Origin of the sequence: Paenibacillus pinihumi DSM 23905 = JCM 16419 (assembly GCF_000422505.1) — a bacterium.
GTDB lineage: Bacteria > Bacillota > Bacilli > Paenibacillales > Paenibacillaceae > Paenibacillus_D > Paenibacillus_D pinihumi.
Genome location: NZ_KE383865.1, coordinates 602,256 through 620,018, shown reverse-complemented (window position 1 = coordinate 620,018; position 17,763 = coordinate 602,256). Strand labels below are relative to the sequence as shown.

Here is a 17,763-nt window from a genome sequence, read left to right as displayed (position 1 = left end):
TTGACCAGCCGCCGCTTTTTTAATCCTGGTTATCCTGCTTCATCAGCGCAGCTTTGAGCGCATCGCCAAGACTTGAAGATAGTGTCTCATTGTCGCTGTACTTCTGTACCAGGCGCTGCTGCTCCCTGCGGTCCGCTTTGCCGCCGCCACGCTCCCCGTCCAGCTTCTCTACGAAATTGCAAGGCCGGCATTGCGCATATTTCCCGGCTTTGCCCTCATGGATTTCCATCTTCTTGCGACATTGCGGACAGCGCTTGTTGGACAATCTCGGCTCTGCAGCCCGCCGGTAGCCGCATTCACGATCCGAACAGACGAGCGTCTTGCCGCGCTTGCTCTTGACCTCCATCAACGGCTTGCTGCATTCCGGGCACCTGGAGTGGGTCAGGTTATGCGGCTTGTACTCCTTCGTCTCCCGTTTGACAGCTCCAACCCAGTCCACCGTCTGCTTGCGGATGCCGTCCATGAACCGCTTCGCATCTCCCTTGCCCTTGGATATCCGCTCCAACTCCTGCTCCCATTGCGCTGTCAGTCCGGAGCTCTTCAGCTCATCCACAACCAGTTCCATGAGCTGCTTGCCCTTGCCTGTCGGACTAAGACGGTTGCCCTGACGTTCAATCGTATCTGTTCCGAGCAGCTTCTCGATAATGTCTGCGCGGGTAGCAGGTGTTCCAAGCCCGTTCTTCTCCATCATGCCCAGCAGTGTCGCCTCTGTATAACGCGGCGGCGGTGTCGTTCTCAGCTCGCGCGCTCTTGCATTCCGGACAGTAAGCAGCTGTCCCTGTGCCAGCTCAGGCAAAATTTGCTGTGAGGAAGAATCAGGCTCAGCCTGTGTCTCGTCATCGTCCTCATCACTGTACGTATGGCTGCCGTAGACCTCCTTCCAACCCTGGTCTCTGGCAACCTTGCCTTTGGCAAACAGCAAATCCTCGCCTGCCTTGATAACGACACTTGTCTCCGCATACCGGTACTCCGGATAAAATAAAGCGATGAACCGCTTTACAATGAGATCGTACAGACGCCGTTCGTCACTGCCCAGCGCACTTAAATTCACATACTGCTCCGTCGGGATGATGGCATGGTGATCGGTGACCTTGCTGTCATCGACAATCCGCCGCGTTACTTTGAGCGGCTGTTTAAGCGCCTTGCGGGCCAAAGCCGTGTATGGCCCAACCGCAATGCTCTCCAGCCTGCCCTTGAGTGTTGACACCATATCGCTCGTCAAATAACGGGAGTCGGTACGCGGATAGGTGACCAGCTTATACTGCTCATAAAGACGCTGCAGCACATTTGAAGTCTGCTTGGCTGAAAAGCCGAGCCGTTTGTTCGCATCACGCTGCAGTTCAGTCAGGTCATAGGCCAGCGGCTGCGGCTCAGCTTTATCCGACGTCTTCAGCTTGTCGACACGGGCCTTGGCATTGTTCAATCTGGCTGCCACCTGCTCCGCTTTCGCCTTGTCCCATACACGTCCGTCATGTCCGTCTTTCTCTCTCCAAATCGCCTGGAAGCCCCCTAGATCAGCTGCGAGCGTCCAATACGGCTTGGACTGGAAGGAGGAAATTTCCGCTTCCCGGTCCATCATGATCGCAAGCGTCGGCGTCTGGACACGGCCTGCGGCAAGCTGGGCATTGTACTTGCAGGTAAGTGCCCGCGTTACATTCAGTCCGATCAGCCAGTCCGCCTCTGCCCGGCATACCGCCGAAGCATACAGATTGTCATAATCCTTGCCCGGCTTCAGCTTTTGGAAGCCGTCCTTGATTGCCTTGTCCGTCTGCGAGGAAATCCACAGCCGTTTGTAAGGCTTGCGCCATTTGACCAGCTCCATAATCCAGCGGGCGACGAGTTCTCCCTCCCGTCCGGCATCCGTAGCAATAATCAGTTCTTTGATATCCTGACGTTTGCATAATTGGGCCACCCCGCGGAATTGATGGGATGTCTCCTTCATCACTTTCAGATTCATCCGCTCCGGAAGCAGCGGCAAATCCTCCAGATTCCAGCTTTTATATTTGTTATCGTAATCCTCCGGCTCCGCCAGTGTAACCAGATGGCCAAGCGCCCAGGTTACCACATATTGCGGCCCTTCGTAATGATGCTTCTGCTTTTGCCCGCATCCCAGCACACGTGCCAGTTCTTTGGCTACGCTCGGCTTCTCGGCAAGAACTAATGATTTCATTGACACCTCTCCTGTGCTCATTCATTTCTTAAGCTGATTCCGCTTCCCCACTACTTATCAGACCGGACATCTGTCGTCCGCGTCCGTCTATAGACACCATTACGTATTATCCGGCAAGAGGGCGGGATTGTCAAAAAAGGAAAGGACTTTTATGTAACCGCTCTTGGCAGCAAGAGAAAATGAAAACAAAAAAGCCGCATCCCGGATGCGGCACAGCTTAAAAGCCTGGATACTCTTCGATTCTCACGTCACTCCTTTACGAGTGCAAGCGACGGACTGAACTCCTCAATTAATTCAGGCGCTTCCAGCTCCTCATTATGGGACAGCGGAGTCACCGGGTAGGCGCGCATTGCGGAAGCGGGATAGGAATAGATATGATTCTCCAGCATGTAGCGGTCCGTCATATCCGGGTCCAGCCAGCGCAGCTGCTCTTCTTCATCCATAATAGCTGGCATTCTGCTGTGGTAAGAAGAGACAATTGTATTGGCCATTGCGGTCACAATGGTACAACTCCGGTGCAGCTTGCCGCGCGGGTCCACACGCGTCTCATATAGTCCAGCCATGGCAAACACCTTCTGGTCCCTCATAACAATATGAAACGCCTGTTTGTCCTTTCCTTCCATATGCCATCCGTAAAATCCGCTGCATGGGATCAGGCACCGCTGCCGTTTGATGATGCGGTCAAATATTTTTTTGCTGCTCACAGAACCAAAATCCGCATTCACTGAATCCTTGGCCCAGAAAGGAAACAGCCCCCATCGTGCCTCAACAAGCTGCCGCTGTCCCTCGCCCTGTACAATAATCGGAATAGACTGGGTCGGCGCTATATTATAGCGTGGCCTGTACTCGCCCTCAATGCGCTGTACCTGATATTTATCCTGAAGCTCATCTGTCCGGACATGAAGAGAAAAACGATCACACATAGTAATAGACCACCTTTGTTGGCATTTAATGTCCATTATTTGTAGACAGGCCCATTACTATGCATCTGTTTTTGTTTCAATGATCTCAGAGGGCTTTTTCTCCCGCCTTATTGAATGTTCAAAAGCAAATCACGCCAGGCCCCAATTTTCTGCTCCAGTGTCAAATTGTACTTGCCAGGCACAGGACTGCTGGAAGGAAGACGAAGATAAGTCCGCTCGTTGTCCAGACCCACCTGCTTGCGGTAGACGCTCTCCGCTTTTGTTCCATTGAACAGCACCGCTTTAATGTTTGGATGGGCGGCATAGAAATTCGAAAAGTTATTCGCCTGCTCATCGGTAATGTTGACATCCAGGCTCCCGGCCCTGCGGCAGCGGGCAAGCACATCCCACAAGGCAATGCCCTTGGACTTTAGAAAGGCGATCCGATCCCCGTATTCACTAATGGGCTCTTGATCATAAAGCGCAAACAAAATCGGCCAAAAATGATTGCGCGGATTGCCGTAATATTGCTGCCGGCGCAGTGATTCCTCTGACGGCATGGAACCCAGAATCAGAATAACGGCCGACTGGTCTGCAACTGGCTTGAATCCTTCAATTTCCTTGCTGTTTGCCTTCATTGATATGCCGCCTCCTTCCTGTATAAGTTGAACAAATGAATGCCGGACAGGGCCTTATAGAAGCAAAGACCTGTCACCCCTCGTGGGGAAGACAGGTCTTCTTATATATTATATTTCAATAGGGCTTAGCCTTCCAGCAAGAGCGACTCCGGATCTTCCAGCAGCTCTTTCACGGTTACGAGGAAGCGTACTGCCTCACTGCCATCTACGATGCGGTGATCGTAGGAAAGGGCAATGTACATCATCGGACGATTCTCCATACGCTCGTTGTCGATGGCTATCGGACGAAGCTGGATTTTGTGCATGCCGAGAATTCCTACCTGCGGAGCGTTCAAAATCGGTGTCGACATCAGGGAACCAAAAATACCGCCGTTCGTGATGGTAAAGGTTCCGCCTTGCAGATCAGACAATGCCAATGTATTGGCACGAGCCTTCTGGGCCAGCCCGGAAATTTCCTTCTCAATTGCAGCAAAGCTGAGACGCTCGGCATCTCTGACAACAGGTACAACAAGACCTTCTTTAGCTGAAACCGCGATACCGATATCATAGCGCTTGTGCATAAGAATTTCATCGCCTTCGATTTGCGCATTCAGCAGCGGGAACTGCTTCAGGGCGCCGATTACCGCTTTGGTGAAGAAGGACATGAAACCAAGCCCTACATCATGCTTATCAGCAAAGGATTGCTTGCGGCGCTTGCGCACGTCCATGATGGCCGTCATGTCGACCTCATTAAAGGTGGTCAGCATCGCTGCTGTGTGCTGCGCTTCTACAAGACGCTTGGCAATCGTCTGTCTGCGTCTGGACATCTTCACGCGCTCAACAGTCGGATCGTCCTGTACCGGAGCTTGGGCTTGAACCGCTGCAGGCTGCGCAGGAGCTGCCGGAGCCGCATTGCTGACAGCAGCAATATCGCCCGCACCGACTCTGCCCAGTGCCTGATTCAGATCAATCCCCTTCTCTCTTGCCAGCTTTCTTGCGGAAGGGCTCGCATTGACCACGGACGCTTCCGATGCGGCCGGGGCTTGCTTGACAGGTTCGGCTGCCGGAGCTGCCTTCACAGCTTCAGGCTGGGCCGCCGGAGCGGATTCCTTCGCCGGCTCAGCCTGTGGAGCAGGTGCTGCTGCGCCACCTGCTGTAATCTGTGCAACTACTTCGCCGACTTTTACATTGTCGCCCGTTTGTCTGATAATTTTGGATACGACACCGCTTGCCTCTGCCGTAACCTCCATGTTCACTTTATCGGTTTCCAGTTCCAGAAGAATATCACCAGCGCTGATCTGGTCTCCTTCTTTGACGAGCCACTGCGAGATGGTTGCCTCTGTGATCGATTCTCCGACTTGTGGAACTTTAACTTCAAACATTGTGTAGTGCCCCCCTATTAGTGATCCTGCTTCAGTTGCAGAGCCGCTGCGATAATTTGCTGCTGCTCATGGGCATGAACGGTGTTATAGCCACTGGCCGGGCTGGAGCGCTCCGGACGTCCAATGTAATCCACTTCAACTTTCTTAGGCGCCACCTTTTGCAAATGAGGTCTGATATAGCGCCAGGCTCCCATGTTTTCCGGCTCCTCTTGAGTCCAGATAATCTCCTTCACCTTGGTGAAGCGGGAGAGAATGCTCTTGATTTCCTGCTCAGGGAACGGATACAGCTGCTCTACACGAATAATGTGCAGCCAGGAGTAGTCCTGATCTCCTACGTTCTGGATGGCGTCATCCAGATCAATCGCCAGCTTGCCTGTGCAGAATACAATCCGCTCTACCTGCTCCGGCTTCGTACCAAGATCCGGCTGCTCAAGCACGGTATTGAACTTGCCCTCGCTCAGATCGGTACCCGGCGAAGCAACGCGCGGATGGCGGATGAGACTCTTAGGCGCCATCACGATCAGCGGTCTGGCCTGATCCGTACCGGCAATGGCCGCCTGTCTGCGCAGCAGATGGAAGTATTGCGCGGCGCTGGTAAGATTGGCAATCGTCCAGTTGTCCTGTGCAGCGGATTGCAGGAAACGTTCCGGACGGGCACTGGAATGCTCCGGCCCCTGTCCTTCGTAGCTGTGCGGCAGCAGCATGACAATAGAAGATTTTTGCGACCATTTCTCTCTCGCGGAGGAAATGAACTGGTCGATCAGTACCTGCGCAACGTTGGTGAAGTCCCCGTACTGCGCCTCCCAAATATTCAGTGTCTCTGGTGCAAATACGTTATAGCCATATTCATAGCCGAGCACCCCTGCTTCGGAGAGCGGGCTGTTATAGATTGCGAAGGAAGCGCGAGCCTGCGGCAAATGATGCAGCGGGCAGTACAATGCGCCTGTCTTGCTGTCGTGAAGCACCAGGTTCCGGTGCGCGAAAGTCGCACGCTCTGCATCCTGGCCGGTAATCCGGATTGGCGTACCGTCTGACAGTATGGTTGCGAACGCCAGCGTCTCGGCAAGTGCCCAGTCGACTTTTTTGCCTTCATCAAGAGCACCGGAGCGGCGCTGCAAAATGTTGGCCAGCTTGGAATACGGCGTAAAGGATGCCGGACGCTCAAGCAGACGCTCGTTCATATCCTTGAGCAGGTCCATGCTGACACCCGTATGCGGCTCGATCCAGCCCTGTCTTTCCGCCACCGGCGAAGCCTGGGTAGTTTTCACAGCTTCCTGATTTTTTGCCTGCTCATAGGCTTCATCCATCTTGCTGATGATGGCTTCCTTCATCTTCGGCAGTTCATCGCTCGTAATAATGCCGCGTTTGACCAGCGATTCCGAGTACACGTTCGGCACAGAAGAATGAGTGCGCATCTTGTCGTATACAAGCGGTTGGGTCGGCTGCGGATCATCCATCTCATTGTGGCCGTATCTGCGGTAGCCCACCAGATCGATGACAAAGTCCTTCTTGAATTCCTTGCGATATTCGCAGGCCAGGCGAATGGCTGCAATACATGCTTCCGGATCATCCCCGTTCACGTGCACGATCGGAATATCAAAGCCTTTGGCTACATCGCTCGCATAACGGGTGGAGCGGGAATCAATGCTCTCCGTTGTGAAGCCGATGCGGTTATTGACAATAATATGGATCGTTCCGCCGTTGCGGAAGCCCGGAAGCCGGTCAAAATTCAGCGTCTCAGCTACGATGCCTTCACCAGGGAATGCGGAGTCGCCGTGCATGAGCACGACAGCGGCGCGATCCTCGTTGCGCTTCGGATAACCGGGCTGCGTGCGGTCTTCCTGGGCCGCTCTTGCAAAGCCCTCGACAACCGGATTGACATACTCCAGATGGCTCGGATTGTTCGCAAGTGTGATCCGGGTTGTCTGGCCGCTGCTATTTTGGATTGTGCGCTGGGCGCCCAAATGGTATTTCACGTCGCCAGTCTTGCCGTTCGGGTCCTCCGGCGGCATAAAGTCTTTATTTGAACCATGCTGGAACTCCGCAAAAATTTTGCTGTATGGTTTGCCCAGCACATGAGTGAGCACATTCAAGCGGCCGCGGTGGGCCATACCCATCAATATATCAGTCGCACCGGACTCGGAGTGGTTCCGCACCAGCTCATCGAGCATAGGAATAAGAACCTCCAGACCTTCAACGGAAAACCGTTTTTGGCCGAGGAACGTCCGATGGAGAAAATGTTCGAATTGTTCGGTTTGAACTAGTCTGTCAAGCAGTGCTTTCTGCTCGTCAAGGCTGAGCGGAGTCTGCTTCTCGGGCAGCTCTACATGCTTCGTCAGCCATTCCCGTTCCGCTTGCACATGAATATGGTCAAATTCATAAGCTGTTGTTCCGGTATAAATTTGCAGAAGCTTATCCACGGCATCAAGACCGCTGTCTTTGGTTCCTTTTGCATTTTCCCAGATCAGCTCTCCCGGCAATCCCATGAGATCCAGTCTGGTCAATTTGTAATTTTCCGGCTTGAGCATGCGGACATCTTCCGTCTTTGGAAGGAGATCCAGCGGATCAAGCTTCGCTGCCAGATGGCCGTAGGTCCGGATATTGGACACATACTTGCTTGCAGCAACCAGCTTTTCCATTTGCTCAAACGAAATAACCCCTTCACGTTGTCCCGGCGGGAGAGGCGTTGTCGGTTGTTCTTCAGCTTGCAGCGGCGGCTCGCCCCACTGCTCGAATAACGTTCTATAAGCCGGCTCTACAGAGTCGGGATCACGGAGAAACAGTTCGTATTGTTCATTAATATATCCCAGGTTTGGGCCTGAATAGGTCTGCCAGGGCGACTGTGTACTACTTATGGTTGTCATTGCCATAACCCTCCAGCTTGCTTTTTGCTATAGAAATGCAGTGAAGCAAATCAGCGCATTCGCTATAGTCTGTGGTTTGATCGATGATTCCATGAATACCTTGCGTTGGCTAGTTCATGCCCTGGCGGCCACAATATTCAACCACCCTGGCATAGGAGAGGTCCCCGCCGAAAATATCGAGGGCGCTTCCAATGGTGATATCCAGCTTGCTGTCTGTCAATTGAGCGAACCTTTCCAGGTCGTCGAGCGAACGGGCGCCCCCGGCATACGTTGTCGGGATACTCGTCCATTCGGCCAGCGAGCTGGCAAGCTTCTCCTGTACTCCTGTGCGCTTTCCTTCCACATCAACCGCATGGATCAAAAACTCGTCGCAATACTGCTCCAGATACTGAATGTTTGACGGATGGAGTTCAAAGTCGCTGAATGTCTTCCATTGATTCGTGACGACGTACCACCGTCCGTCCCGCTCCTTGCAGCTTAAGTCGATGACCAGCCGCGATTTTCCTGTTTCAGAAGCAATGCGCTGCAGGTTGTTCTCGTCCAGTCTGCCGTCCCGGAAAATATAGGAGGTTACAATAACATGGGAGGCGCCATATTCCAAATACGAAGCAGCGCTTTCCGCCGTAATCCCCCCGCCGATCTGCAGTCCGCCGGGATATTCCCGCAGTGCCGAAGCGGCAGCCTCCTCATTCCCGCCGCCAAGCATGATGACATGCCCGCCGGTCAGGCCGTCGGCCTTGAACATGGCCGCGTAATGAGCAGGGCTGAGGTCGGAGACAAAGTTCTCTACCACCTGATGGTGATCTGAGTTCAGCGTCTCTCCGACGATTTGTTTGACCTTCCCTTGGTGCAAATCAATGCACGGTCTGAATTTCAATTGGTTCTACCCCTCATGGCCGATATTTTACATTTCTCTGCGAAACATTTACGCAGAATTTACAACTATCTCACATTATAGAATTATACTATGTAATTGAAACCGGAAACAAATATTGAATTGAGATTTTTTCAATCTAAATTCGACATAGAATAAAGAGTCTACCGACTCGGGTGAAAACTGATCAAGTCAGCCTCCGTACCGGTTTCTGCCCCTGATCCGCCGTCTCTTCCATTTGTGCCTCTTCCCGCTGTCCGCTGTCGCGCAGCCGGATATATTCACTGATCATTGCCAGCCTCCACGGGACAATCATCCCGAACGCCAGGAGGAAGAATAACGACCCTGTCTGCGGAACCGTCATATACTTCTCCACAACGCCATGGAGACCAAGCCTGATAAGCAGCAAGGCGGCCATAATGAAAATGAAAGCTTTGGACCGGATTACATAGATATCGGCCTGTCTTCGTTCCAGCCGTGTTGTCACCACCAGCGGGAAAGCAAAGATCAGAATCCCTGTCCCCCATGCTGAAAGTCCCCATAACCACGGAATGTGCATCATTGGCAGGGCGAACATTATAAAGCCTGTTGCCATCCCGATGGGCGGCATGATGATTTTCCTCAGTGTGGTAGGCTTCCGCCCGGCCCTGATTCGCAGAATAATTAATGCGCATCCGGCAATCAGGGACATAATAACTGAACCGGCCTGAAGCAGTTGAGTAGACTGCAGCACAATGACAGAACCTCCGACTTATAGTGTTGCGTAAAACGCTTTCCTTGCAAAACGGACCTGTGCATAATCGAATCTCTCAGCCTGACTAATGCTGCCCGGACCCGGATCATGAGCCTTCTATGGTTCTGTTTTGCAACCTACAAAAGTTTTCCATACTGCACAATTGTTTAATGTTCAGGACAGCGTCCGGCCGCCAGCCATTTTCTGCTGCGGGCGGCAGCCCATTGCCGGCATGCATAAGGACACCCTTGGCAGCAGCCTTGGGCACGTCCAACCCTTTAACAGCCGCAATTGTGCCACTGGTCGGGAGTCTGTGCCCGGCACTTCAATATGCCGAAATCGCCGTTATGACAGGCCTGAAAATATAATGAAATGAGGGTTATAATAACCAATCACTTCTTATATTTATGTCCTACCTACATGGTACTCCTTTTTACCCCTCATGTCCACTTGGATTGCCCTTTTAAAGGGGCTGGTTTCATGATAAAATTATGATATTGATAATCATTATTAATTAAGGAGTGATTCATTGATGGATTACCGGATTGAGAAGGATACAATTGGTGAAATCAAAGTCCCTTCAGACAAATACTGGGGCGCTCAAACCCAACGCAGTCTGGAAAACTTTCGGATCGGCAGCGAACGGATGCCGCTTGCGCTGATCCGGGTATTTGCCGTGCTCAAGAAAAGCGCCGCACTTGCCAACCGGGAGCTCGGCAAGCTTGACGATGAACGGGCCGGGGCCATCATCGCTTCGGCGGATGATATTATATCCGGCAAGGCGGATGAACACTTCCCTCTCGTGGTTTGGCAGACTGGAAGCGGCACACAGTCCAATATGAATGTCAACGAAGTGATTGCATATCTGTCTAACCAGCGGCTTGCGGGCGCCGGCAGCGATGTCCGTGTACATCCCAATGACGATGTCAACCTCTCCCAAAGCTCGAATGACACGTTCCCTACTGCTATGCATATTGCCGCATTGACAGCCATTGAGGATCAAGTGCTGCCGGCTTTGGAAACGCTCAAAGAGACACTGTCAGACAAAAGCAGACAATTTGCCGATATTATCAAAATTGGTCGCACCCATCTTCAGGACGCCACACCGCTGACGCTGGGGCAGGAATTTAGCGGCTGGTTCCGCATGCTGGAGAAGAGCGGCCAGATGATCAGAAGCAGCTCGGAGTCTCTCCAGGAGCTTGCTATTGGCGGCACAGCAGTAGGAACAGGAATCAATGCGCATCCCCGGTTCGGCGGGCTGGCCGCCGGGCATATCAGCAGTCTGACCGGCAAAACCTTTGTCTCTGCCAGCAACAAGTTCCATGCGCTGACGAGCCACGACGAGCTCGTATTCGTCCATGGTGCGCTCAAGGCGCTCGCTGCCGATCTTATGAAGATTGCCAACGATGTCCGCTGGCTGGCAAGCGGCCCCCGCTCCGGAATCGGCGAGCTGACCATTCCCGCCAATGAGCCGGGAAGCTCGATTATGCCGGGCAAGGTGAATCCGACACAATCCGAGGCGCTGACAATGGTAGCCTGCCAGGTCATGGGCAATGATGCGGCAATCGGCTTTGCTGCCAGCCAGGGGAACTTTGAACTGAATGTATTCAAGCCCGTTATTATCTATAATTTCCTGCAGTCCGCAATTCTGCTGGCTGATGCCATGCGTTCCTTTAATGATAACTGTGCGGTTGGCATTGAGCCGAATCTGGCGGTTATCAGCGACCATTTGAGCAGATCGCTGATGCTTGTTACAGCGCTTAACCCCCATATTGGGTATGAGAATGCCGCTGCCGTTGCCAAGAAGGCTCACACGGAAGGGTTGACACTTAAGGAAGCGGCACTTCAAAGCGGGCTGCTGACCGAAGAACAATTCGACAGGATCGTCCGTCCTGAACAGATGATCCATCCAAAGGAGTGAGTCTTTAGGATGTGGTATGCACAACTTTTATCAACAAATTTATATGGCTTTCGACATGAGAGCGGCACGGATGATTGGGCAGCTACAACCGCTGTGCTTCATGAAGGCGACAGCCGCGTCACGCTGCAAGCGAGCATTTGCCTGACCTATCTGTCCGGCAGGGACGAATATGAGCGGCTGCTTGAGGCGATCCGCAGCCTGGCCGATGATCAGGCCAGACAGGCGGGCAGGGACGGCTGCCGGATTGATTACCATTGCACAGGACTGCTTGACGGCATCTCCCTGGAGGCGACAGGGACGATCGGCTCCAGACAGTTTGCTGATCTGGCTTTTTCCGAGGAGCGCTGGTAACGTTATCCTGTAATCTTCCCCCTTGTGCGTTCGTTCGCATGCTGGTATGATTGGAATCTATATGTTGGGGTTAGGCCTCTCCCCTAGTTGCTAACCGCTGATACAAGATCTTGGGGTGCAGGCAATTATTTTTTTGACATGACTGCAAGAGGCTCCTTCAGGCAGCGCCACTGCACGAAGGAGCCTCTTTTTTCGTTTTGTCAATACCGGACAAGCAGAATAATGACTCTTGCAGCAGCCTCTTTGGACCTCTATAATGTAACAGCACCCTATATCAGCCTAGCAAAATAAGCTTCCTCTTCGCGGACCCAAAACTCTCTCTTTAGACCCGTGTCCTTTGCCCGCCGAATGTCAAAAATGACACAAAATCAACACTTGTACCGAAAGTAAGGACAAACGGGCAAACTTTGCATTGTTCTCTTGACAATCACTATATATTGATATAAATTGATTATTGTCTTCAATATCTAGTGACTGATCGTGCACAGGCTTGTTTCACTCCATGATGTGAAAAGGGCCTGACGGATAAATGTAAGCAGCGTATGGGCTCGCGGCCCGTGCCTCTTATATTTTAATCATAGAGGAGTGAAATCAATGCTGGTTGTATACGATTCAAAGACCGGGAATGTTAGAAGATTTGTAGAGAAGCTTGGAATGCGCGCTGTGCAGCTGAGTGAAAGCATGCATATAGAGGAACCTTTTGTATTAATTACATATACGACCGGATTCGGACAAATTCCGGAGAAGGTCAATCATTTTCTGCGCCATAACTTCCGGTATCTGGTGGGTGTGTCCGCGAGCGGCAACCGCAACTGGGGTGCAAGCTTCGGCAAAAGCGCGGATTCCATCTCGGAGCGCTATGGCGTGCCGGTGTTGACCAAGTTTGAGCTGTCAGGCTCGATAGAGGATGTAAAGAGATTCGAGAAAGAGGTGAGCGCACTTGCTGCATGTTGAATTGAACAACCAGCTAATGCGTAGAGACGAGGACGGATTTTTCCAACTCGATAAAGATAAAGAAGCGGTAAAAGCATTTATGGAGGATATCCAGACCAAGACTGTGATGTTCGACAGTATTACCGAGCGGATGAACTACCTGATCGAGAATCAGTTTTATGAGAACGTGTATGAGCAATATACGCATGAAGAGGTGGAAGAGGTTATCCGCCTGGCCCACAGCTTCGGCTTTGAATTCCAGTCCTACATGGCGGCTTCGAAGTTCTACACGGACTATGCGATGCGTACCAATGACCGCTCACAGTTGCTGGAGCATTATCCGGACCGGGTCGCGATGGTAGCCCTGCATCTGGCAGGCGGCAGCGCAGCAACAGCCCGTGAACTGACTACAGCGATGATGGAGCAGCGCGTACAGCCTGCCACCCCAACCTTCCTCAATGCCGGCAAGAGCCGCCGCGGCGAGATGGTCTCCTGCTTCCTGCTGGAAATGGACGATGCGCTGAATTCGATCAACTACAACCTGTCCACCTGCATGCAGCTCTCGAAGATTGGGGGCGGTGTTGCCGTCAACCTGTCCAAGCTGCGCGGACGCGGTGAACCGATCAAAGGCGTTGAAGGAGCAGCCAAAGGTATTATCCCTGTTCTGAAACTGATGGAGGATGCATTCTCCTACGCAGATCAAATGGGACAGCGCAAAGGCTCCGGTGCCGCTTACTACAACGTATTCGGCTGGGATATTCTCGAATTCCTGGACAGCAAGAAAATTAATGCCGATGAAAAAAGCCGTATCAAGACGCTTTCGATCGGTCTGATTGTACCGGATAAATTCTACCAGCTGGCTGAACAGAATCAGCCGCTGCACGTATTTGCCCCATTCTCCGTGTATGACGCCTACGGCAGCCATATGGATGATATGGATATGGATGAAATGTATGACGAACTGCTCGCCAATGACAAGGTCAAGAAGAAAGTCATCATGAGCGCTCGTGATATGCTGACGAAGATCGCCACGATTCAGCTTGAATCCGGCTACCCATATATTATGAACCGCAGCAACGCCAACCGTTTCCATGCGCTCAAGGATATCGGTACAATCAAGATGTCCAACCTGTGTACGGAAATTTACCAATTGCAGGAGACATCCGAAATCAATGATTACGGTCAAGAGGATGTTATCCGCCGTGATATCAGCTGCAACCTCGCATCCTTGAACATTGCCAACGTCATGGATACGAAGAAAATCAAAGAATCTGTCCATGAAGGAATGACGGCGCTGACTGCAGTGAGCGACATGACTCGCGTGGCTAATGCTCCGGGTATTGTCAAAGCGAATGAGCAGCTCCACTCGGTCGGACTTGGCGCCATGAACCTGCACGGTTATCTGGCGAAAAACCTGATTGCTTATGACAGCAATGAAGCGAAGGATTTTGCACGTACATTCTTCATGATGATGAACTTCCACTCCCTGGAGAAGAGTATGGAAATCGCCCGCGAGCGCGGCATTGTCTTCCATGACTTTGAGCGTTCCGAATATGCGAAGGGTACCTACTTTGAGCGTTATGAGAACATCGACTACACACCTGCCACAGACAAGGTGAAGGAACTGTTCGAAGGGATTGCCATCCCGACTTCTGCAGATTGGAAGAAGCTTAAGGAAGATGTGCGCAAACACGGCTTGTATCATGCTTACCGTCTGGCGATCGCGCCAACACAAAGCATTTCTTACATTCAAAATGCAACTTCCAGCGTAATGCCAATCGTAGAGCAAATTGAGACACGCACCTATGCGAACTCAACGACCTACTATCCGATGCCATACCTGTCGAAGGAGAACTTCTTCTTCTATAAGTCGGCTTATCAGACCGACCAGTTCAAGGTGCTGGAGCTGATTGCCGAAATCCAGACCCATATTGACCAGGGTATCTCGACAGTGCTTCACGTGAACAGCAACGTAACAACCCGTGAATTGGCCCGTTACTACCTGTATGCAGCCAAGCTGGGATTGAAATCCCTGTACTATACACGTACCAACCGTCTGAGCGTCGAGGAATGCATTAGCTGCGCAGTGTAAACAGAGCATGCATTTCTTGCGGAGACCATGTATGAAAGCACTAGTGTAAACGGCAGCCGCCGTCTTCTGATGGCGGCTGCTTTCGTTTCACTTCGCATATAATGAGGCAATGAACCACTTTGTTGAAGGAATTTAACTGAACAGGTTAAATTCCTTCGCTATGTTATCTGAATGCTACAATAAGACGCATGAATCTTATTTTCTTTATAAATGTATCAGCAGAATCAACCCACGTTTGCTTGCAATGAAAGCCGTGGCCGCGATGCGCACAGGAAGGGAAGGAATTTAATGAAAGCCGTTAACTGGAATCGTCCGGACGACGATTATACAAGCATGTTCTGGAACCAAAATATTATGCAATTCTGGACAGATGAGGAGATTCCGCTCTCGGATGACAAGATGTCCTGGATTGAATTGAACGATACGGAACGCGACTTATATATGAAGGTGCTCGGCGGTCTGACTCTGCTGGATACCGTTCAGGGCGGCATCGGAATGCCGAAAATTATGGAGCATGTCGAGGGCTTGCAGCGCAAAGCGGTGCTGGCATTCATGGGGATGATGGAGCAAATCCATGCCAAATCCTACAGCAGTATTTTCACAACATTGGCTACTACGGAAGAGATTGATGAAGTATTCCGCTGGGTGGAGCTTAATCCGTACCTGCAGAAGAAAGCCGATATCATCTCCCGTTACTATAAAAATATTGAAACAACCAAAGATTTGTACATGGCTATGGGCGCCTCCGTGCTGCTGGAAAGCTACCTGTTCTACAGCGGTTTCTTCTACCCGCTCTACCTGGCGGGCCTTGGCAAAATGACAAGCAGCGGCGAGATTATCGACCTGATCTTGCGGGACGAGAGCATTCACGGCGTATACGTCGGCGTACTCGCGCAGGAGAAGCTCCAGGAGCTGCCTGAAGAAGAGCGCAAGGCTGCGGTAAACGAGCTGATGGAGCTGTTGAATACACTGCATGAGAACGAGGAGCGCTATACCGAGCAGCTCTATACTGGAATCGGCATGACCGAAGAGGTGCAAAAGTTCGTCCGTTACAACGCCAACAAAGCACTGATGAATCTGGGTCTCGAGCCGATCTTCCCTGAAGAGGAAGTTAACCCGATTGTTATCAACGGACTCAGCACCCAGACGAAGCAGCATGACTTCTTCTCCAAAAAGGGCAATGGCTACGTGCGCACAACCAATGTTGAGCCGCTGCGCGATGAGGACTTTGTATTTTAATTTTATAATAAAAATGAAAAAGCTGGATTGTCCGCAGGTTAAGCGGCTGATCCAGCTTTTTTACGTAATCCGCAGAAAGCGGTATCCCCCTCCCTTCTTATACCTGTAAGCAAGTCTTAAAGGATGCAGCCTGTTTCGCGCGGCTAATTATTGTACCAGCTCCTCCTGCCCTTCCGCCACATTAGGGAACGGATCGTCCATCTCCTGCCAATCCATGTGCAGCTCATCCTCTGCGAGCAGACAGCGGTCAAGTGAATCCCTGATTTCGCTTTGATTCATCCCCACGCCGATAAATACAATTTTGTTCAACCGGTCTCCATACTGGTCATCCCAGCTCTCCAGCAGCCCCGGCTCCTCAGCCAGCACAGCCTGCTGTTCCTCCTCCGGCAAAGCAGCCATCCAGTAGCCTGCGGGACCAAAACGGATCGACGGACCGGCCTGGCTCAAGCTCTGGGCGATACTGTTGCGGGAGGCAAGCCATACCATTCCTTTCGCCCGGACGACTTCCTCCGGCCATTCCTCCATCCAATCCATCAGCCGCTGCGGATGGAACGGCTTCATCCGTTCGTATACGAAGGAACTGACGCCATACTCCTCAGTCTCCGGGGTATGCACAGGCTTGTTCAGCTCTTCTGTCCATGCGGCCGCCCTGCTGGCCTCCTCAAAATCAAACAATCCGGTGTTCAAAATTTGAGCCGGATCAACCTGGCCATGCTGAATACGAAGCAATCTGGCCCGCGGCTGCAGCTTGCGCAGCACCTTCTCCAGCCGGAGCAATTCCTCCTCGCTGACCAGATCGCATTTGTTCAATAGCAGCACATCGCAAAACTCAATCTGATCGACGAGCAAGTCCACCACATCCCGCGTATCCTCTTCCCCTGTGGCCTGCTGGCGGTCCAGCAGCGTCTCACCCGAGGCATAATCGTGCCAGAAGCGATTGGCATCGACAACAGTCACCATGCAATCAAGGCGGCACAGCTTGGATAAATCGATATGATGCTCTTCATCCAGATACGTGAAGGTTTGCGCGACTGGAACAGGTTCTCCAACGCCCGTGGATTCGATCAGGATATAATCAAAGCGCCCGTCCCTGGCAAGCTGCTCCACCTCTCTGAGCAAGTCCTCGCGCAGTGTGCAGCAAATACAGCCATTGGACATTTCAACAAGCTTCTCCTCTGTCCGTGACAAGCCGCCCCCGGTTTTGACCATCTCCGCATCGATATTGACTTCGCTCAAATCATTGACGATGACTGCAACCTTAAGTCCCTGCCGGTTATGCAGCACATGATTGAGTACCGTCGTTTTGCCTGCCCCCAGATATCCGCTTAGTACTGTTACCGGAATTAAAGATGTTTTCATATATGCCTCCTTGAAAATTAATTTTTATAGTAAAAATTACGTATAAAATAGAATCAGTGGTTGACACGGAACGCTGAAGCAACGCTGCGAGAAACTCCGATCGCTGTTGTTCCCGGATTCCCTGTATCCCTCCTATACGTGGTCGAAATCCGCGAACAAAGGCGAACGCTACGCTTCTCCAGCCTCCCTCTTTCTCTCCGCTCAAGCTACTTACAGTGGTCAACCGCTGATTCTTAAATGGAGTCAAAATTACAAAATAACTTTAATAAATCGTAATAATTACTCTTTAATGATTGTAGCCATTGTTGAACGATCTGTCAATTGCC

At 51.8% G+C, this 17,763-nt stretch carries 13 protein-coding genes; 5 read left to right on the top strand and 8 right to left on the bottom strand.

Going from position 1 to position 17,763, the window contains the following annotated elements; translation table 11 throughout:
* Window positions 1-19 precede the first annotated feature (19 nt).
* From H583_RS0123095 to H583_RS33980, 7 genes are all read right to left on the bottom strand, one after another.
* Entirely contained in the window at window positions 20-2,170 is a 2,151-nt protein-coding gene (locus H583_RS0123095) for a DNA topoisomerase III (RefSeq protein ID WP_028562548.1), read from the bottom strand.
* 248 nt (window positions 2,171-2,418) lie between these two features.
* The gene (locus H583_RS0123090; protein ID WP_028562547.1) at window positions 2,419-3,093 is read right to left on the bottom strand and encodes an SOS response-associated peptidase; all 675 of its coding nucleotides are present in this window, start codon (window positions 3,091-3,093) and stop codon (window positions 2,419-2,421) included.
* A gap of 107 nt (window positions 3,094-3,200) precedes the next feature.
* On the bottom strand, window positions 3,201-3,710 hold the full coding sequence (locus H583_RS0123085) for a DNA-deoxyinosine glycosylase (RefSeq protein ID WP_028562546.1): 510 nt from the start codon (window positions 3,708-3,710) through the stop codon (window positions 3,201-3,203).
* Window positions 3,711-3,835: 125 nt separating this feature from the next.
* Window positions 3,836-5,071 carry a 2-oxoglutarate dehydrogenase complex dihydrolipoyllysine-residue succinyltransferase gene (gene odhB, locus H583_RS0123080; RefSeq protein ID WP_028562545.1) on the bottom strand — a complete coding sequence of 412 codons (1,236 nt, stop codon included), beginning with the start codon at window positions 5,069-5,071 and terminating at the stop codon, window positions 3,836-3,838.
* Between the two features lie 17 nt (window positions 5,072-5,088).
* On the bottom strand, window positions 5,089-7,935 hold the full coding sequence (locus tag H583_RS0123075; RefSeq protein WP_036710528.1) for a 2-oxoglutarate dehydrogenase E1 component: 2,847 nt from the start codon (window positions 7,933-7,935) through the stop codon (window positions 5,089-5,091).
* A gap of 109 nt (window positions 7,936-8,044) precedes the next feature.
* Complete coding sequence (hisA, locus tag H583_RS0123070; protein WP_028562543.1) at window positions 8,045-8,812, bottom strand: phosphoribosylformimino-5-aminoimidazole carboxamide ribotide isomerase; 768 nt, start codon at window positions 8,810-8,812, stop codon at window positions 8,045-8,047.
* 184 nt (window positions 8,813-8,996) lie between these two features.
* Window positions 8,997-9,542, bottom strand: a complete 546-nt coding sequence (locus tag H583_RS33980; RefSeq protein WP_342663552.1) for a CcdC family protein — start codon at window positions 9,540-9,542, stop codon at window positions 8,997-8,999.
* 532 nt (window positions 9,543-10,074) lie between these two features.
* Between H583_RS33980 and fumC the strand changes: the two genes are divergently transcribed.
* The 5 genes from fumC to nrdF all read left to right on the top strand — a co-directional run bounded on the left by fumC (window position 10,075) and on the right by nrdF (window position 16,078).
* Complete coding sequence (fumC, locus tag H583_RS0123060) at window positions 10,075-11,463, top strand: class II fumarate hydratase (RefSeq protein WP_028562542.1); 1,389 nt, start codon at window positions 10,075-10,077, stop codon at window positions 11,461-11,463.
* A 9-nt stretch (window positions 11,464-11,472) separates the two neighbouring features.
* Window positions 11,473-11,814, top strand: coding sequence for a hypothetical protein (locus tag H583_RS0123055; RefSeq protein ID WP_028562541.1), 342 nt, complete (start codon window positions 11,473-11,475; stop codon window positions 11,812-11,814).
* A gap of 594 nt (window positions 11,815-12,408) precedes the next feature.
* Window positions 12,409-12,768, top strand: coding sequence for a class Ib ribonucleoside-diphosphate reductase assembly flavoprotein NrdI (gene nrdI, locus H583_RS0123050; RefSeq protein WP_028562540.1), 360 nt, complete (start codon window positions 12,409-12,411; stop codon window positions 12,766-12,768).
* Window positions 12,755-14,839, top strand: coding sequence for a class 1b ribonucleoside-diphosphate reductase subunit alpha (gene nrdE, locus H583_RS0123045; RefSeq protein WP_028562539.1), 2,085 nt, complete (start codon window positions 12,755-12,757; stop codon window positions 14,837-14,839). The genes nrdI and nrdE overlap by 14 nt, the downstream gene beginning before the upstream one ends.
* Window positions 14,840-15,127: 288 nt before the next feature.
* Complete coding sequence (gene nrdF, locus H583_RS0123040) at window positions 15,128-16,078, top strand: class 1b ribonucleoside-diphosphate reductase subunit beta (protein ID WP_028562538.1); 951 nt, start codon at window positions 15,128-15,130, stop codon at window positions 16,076-16,078.
* A 147-nt stretch (window positions 16,079-16,225) separates the two neighbouring features.
* Here the strand turns inward: nrdF and H583_RS0123035 are convergent, their stop codons facing one another.
* Window positions 16,226-17,437 (bottom strand): GTP-binding protein, encoded by a 1,212-nt coding sequence (locus tag H583_RS0123035; protein ID WP_028562537.1) that lies wholly within the window; start codon window positions 17,435-17,437, stop codon window positions 16,226-16,228.
* Window positions 17,438-17,763 lie beyond the last annotated feature (326 nt).

What these genes read in the sequence shown, in the direction of transcription:
- H583_RS0123085 (WP_028562546.1), bottom strand. Translation starts at nt 3,710, where the DNA reads ATGAAGGCAAACAGCAAGGAAATTGAAGGATTCAAGCCAGTTGCAGAC.
- H583_RS0123090 (WP_028562547.1), bottom strand. Translation starts at nt 3,093, where the DNA reads ATGTGTGATCGTTTTTCTCTTCATGTCCGGACAGATGAGCTTCAGGAT.
- nrdF (WP_028562538.1), top strand. Translation starts at nt 15,128, where the DNA reads ATGAAAGCCGTTAACTGGAATCGTCCGGACGACGATTATACAAGCATG.
- H583_RS0123095 (WP_028562548.1), bottom strand. Translation starts at nt 2,170, where the DNA reads ATGAAATCATTAGTTCTTGCCGAGAAGCCGAGCGTAGCCAAAGAACTG.
- fumC (WP_028562542.1), top strand. Translation starts at nt 10,075, where the DNA reads ATGGATTACCGGATTGAGAAGGATACAATTGGTGAAATCAAAGTCCCT.
- H583_RS0123035 (WP_028562537.1), bottom strand. Translation starts at nt 17,437, where the DNA reads ATGAAAACATCTTTAATTCCGGTAACAGTACTAAGCGGATATCTGGGG.
- nrdI (WP_028562540.1), top strand. Translation starts at nt 12,409, where the DNA reads ATGCTGGTTGTATACGATTCAAAGACCGGGAATGTTAGAAGATTTGTA.
- H583_RS0123055 (WP_028562541.1), top strand. Translation starts at nt 11,473, where the DNA reads ATGTGGTATGCACAACTTTTATCAACAAATTTATATGGCTTTCGACAT.
- H583_RS0123075 (WP_036710528.1), bottom strand. Translation starts at nt 7,935, where the DNA reads ATGACAACCATAAGTAGTACACAGTCGCCCTGGCAGACCTATTCAGGC.
- odhB (WP_028562545.1), bottom strand. Translation starts at nt 5,071, where the DNA reads ATGTTTGAAGTTAAAGTTCCACAAGTCGGAGAATCGATCACAGAGGCA.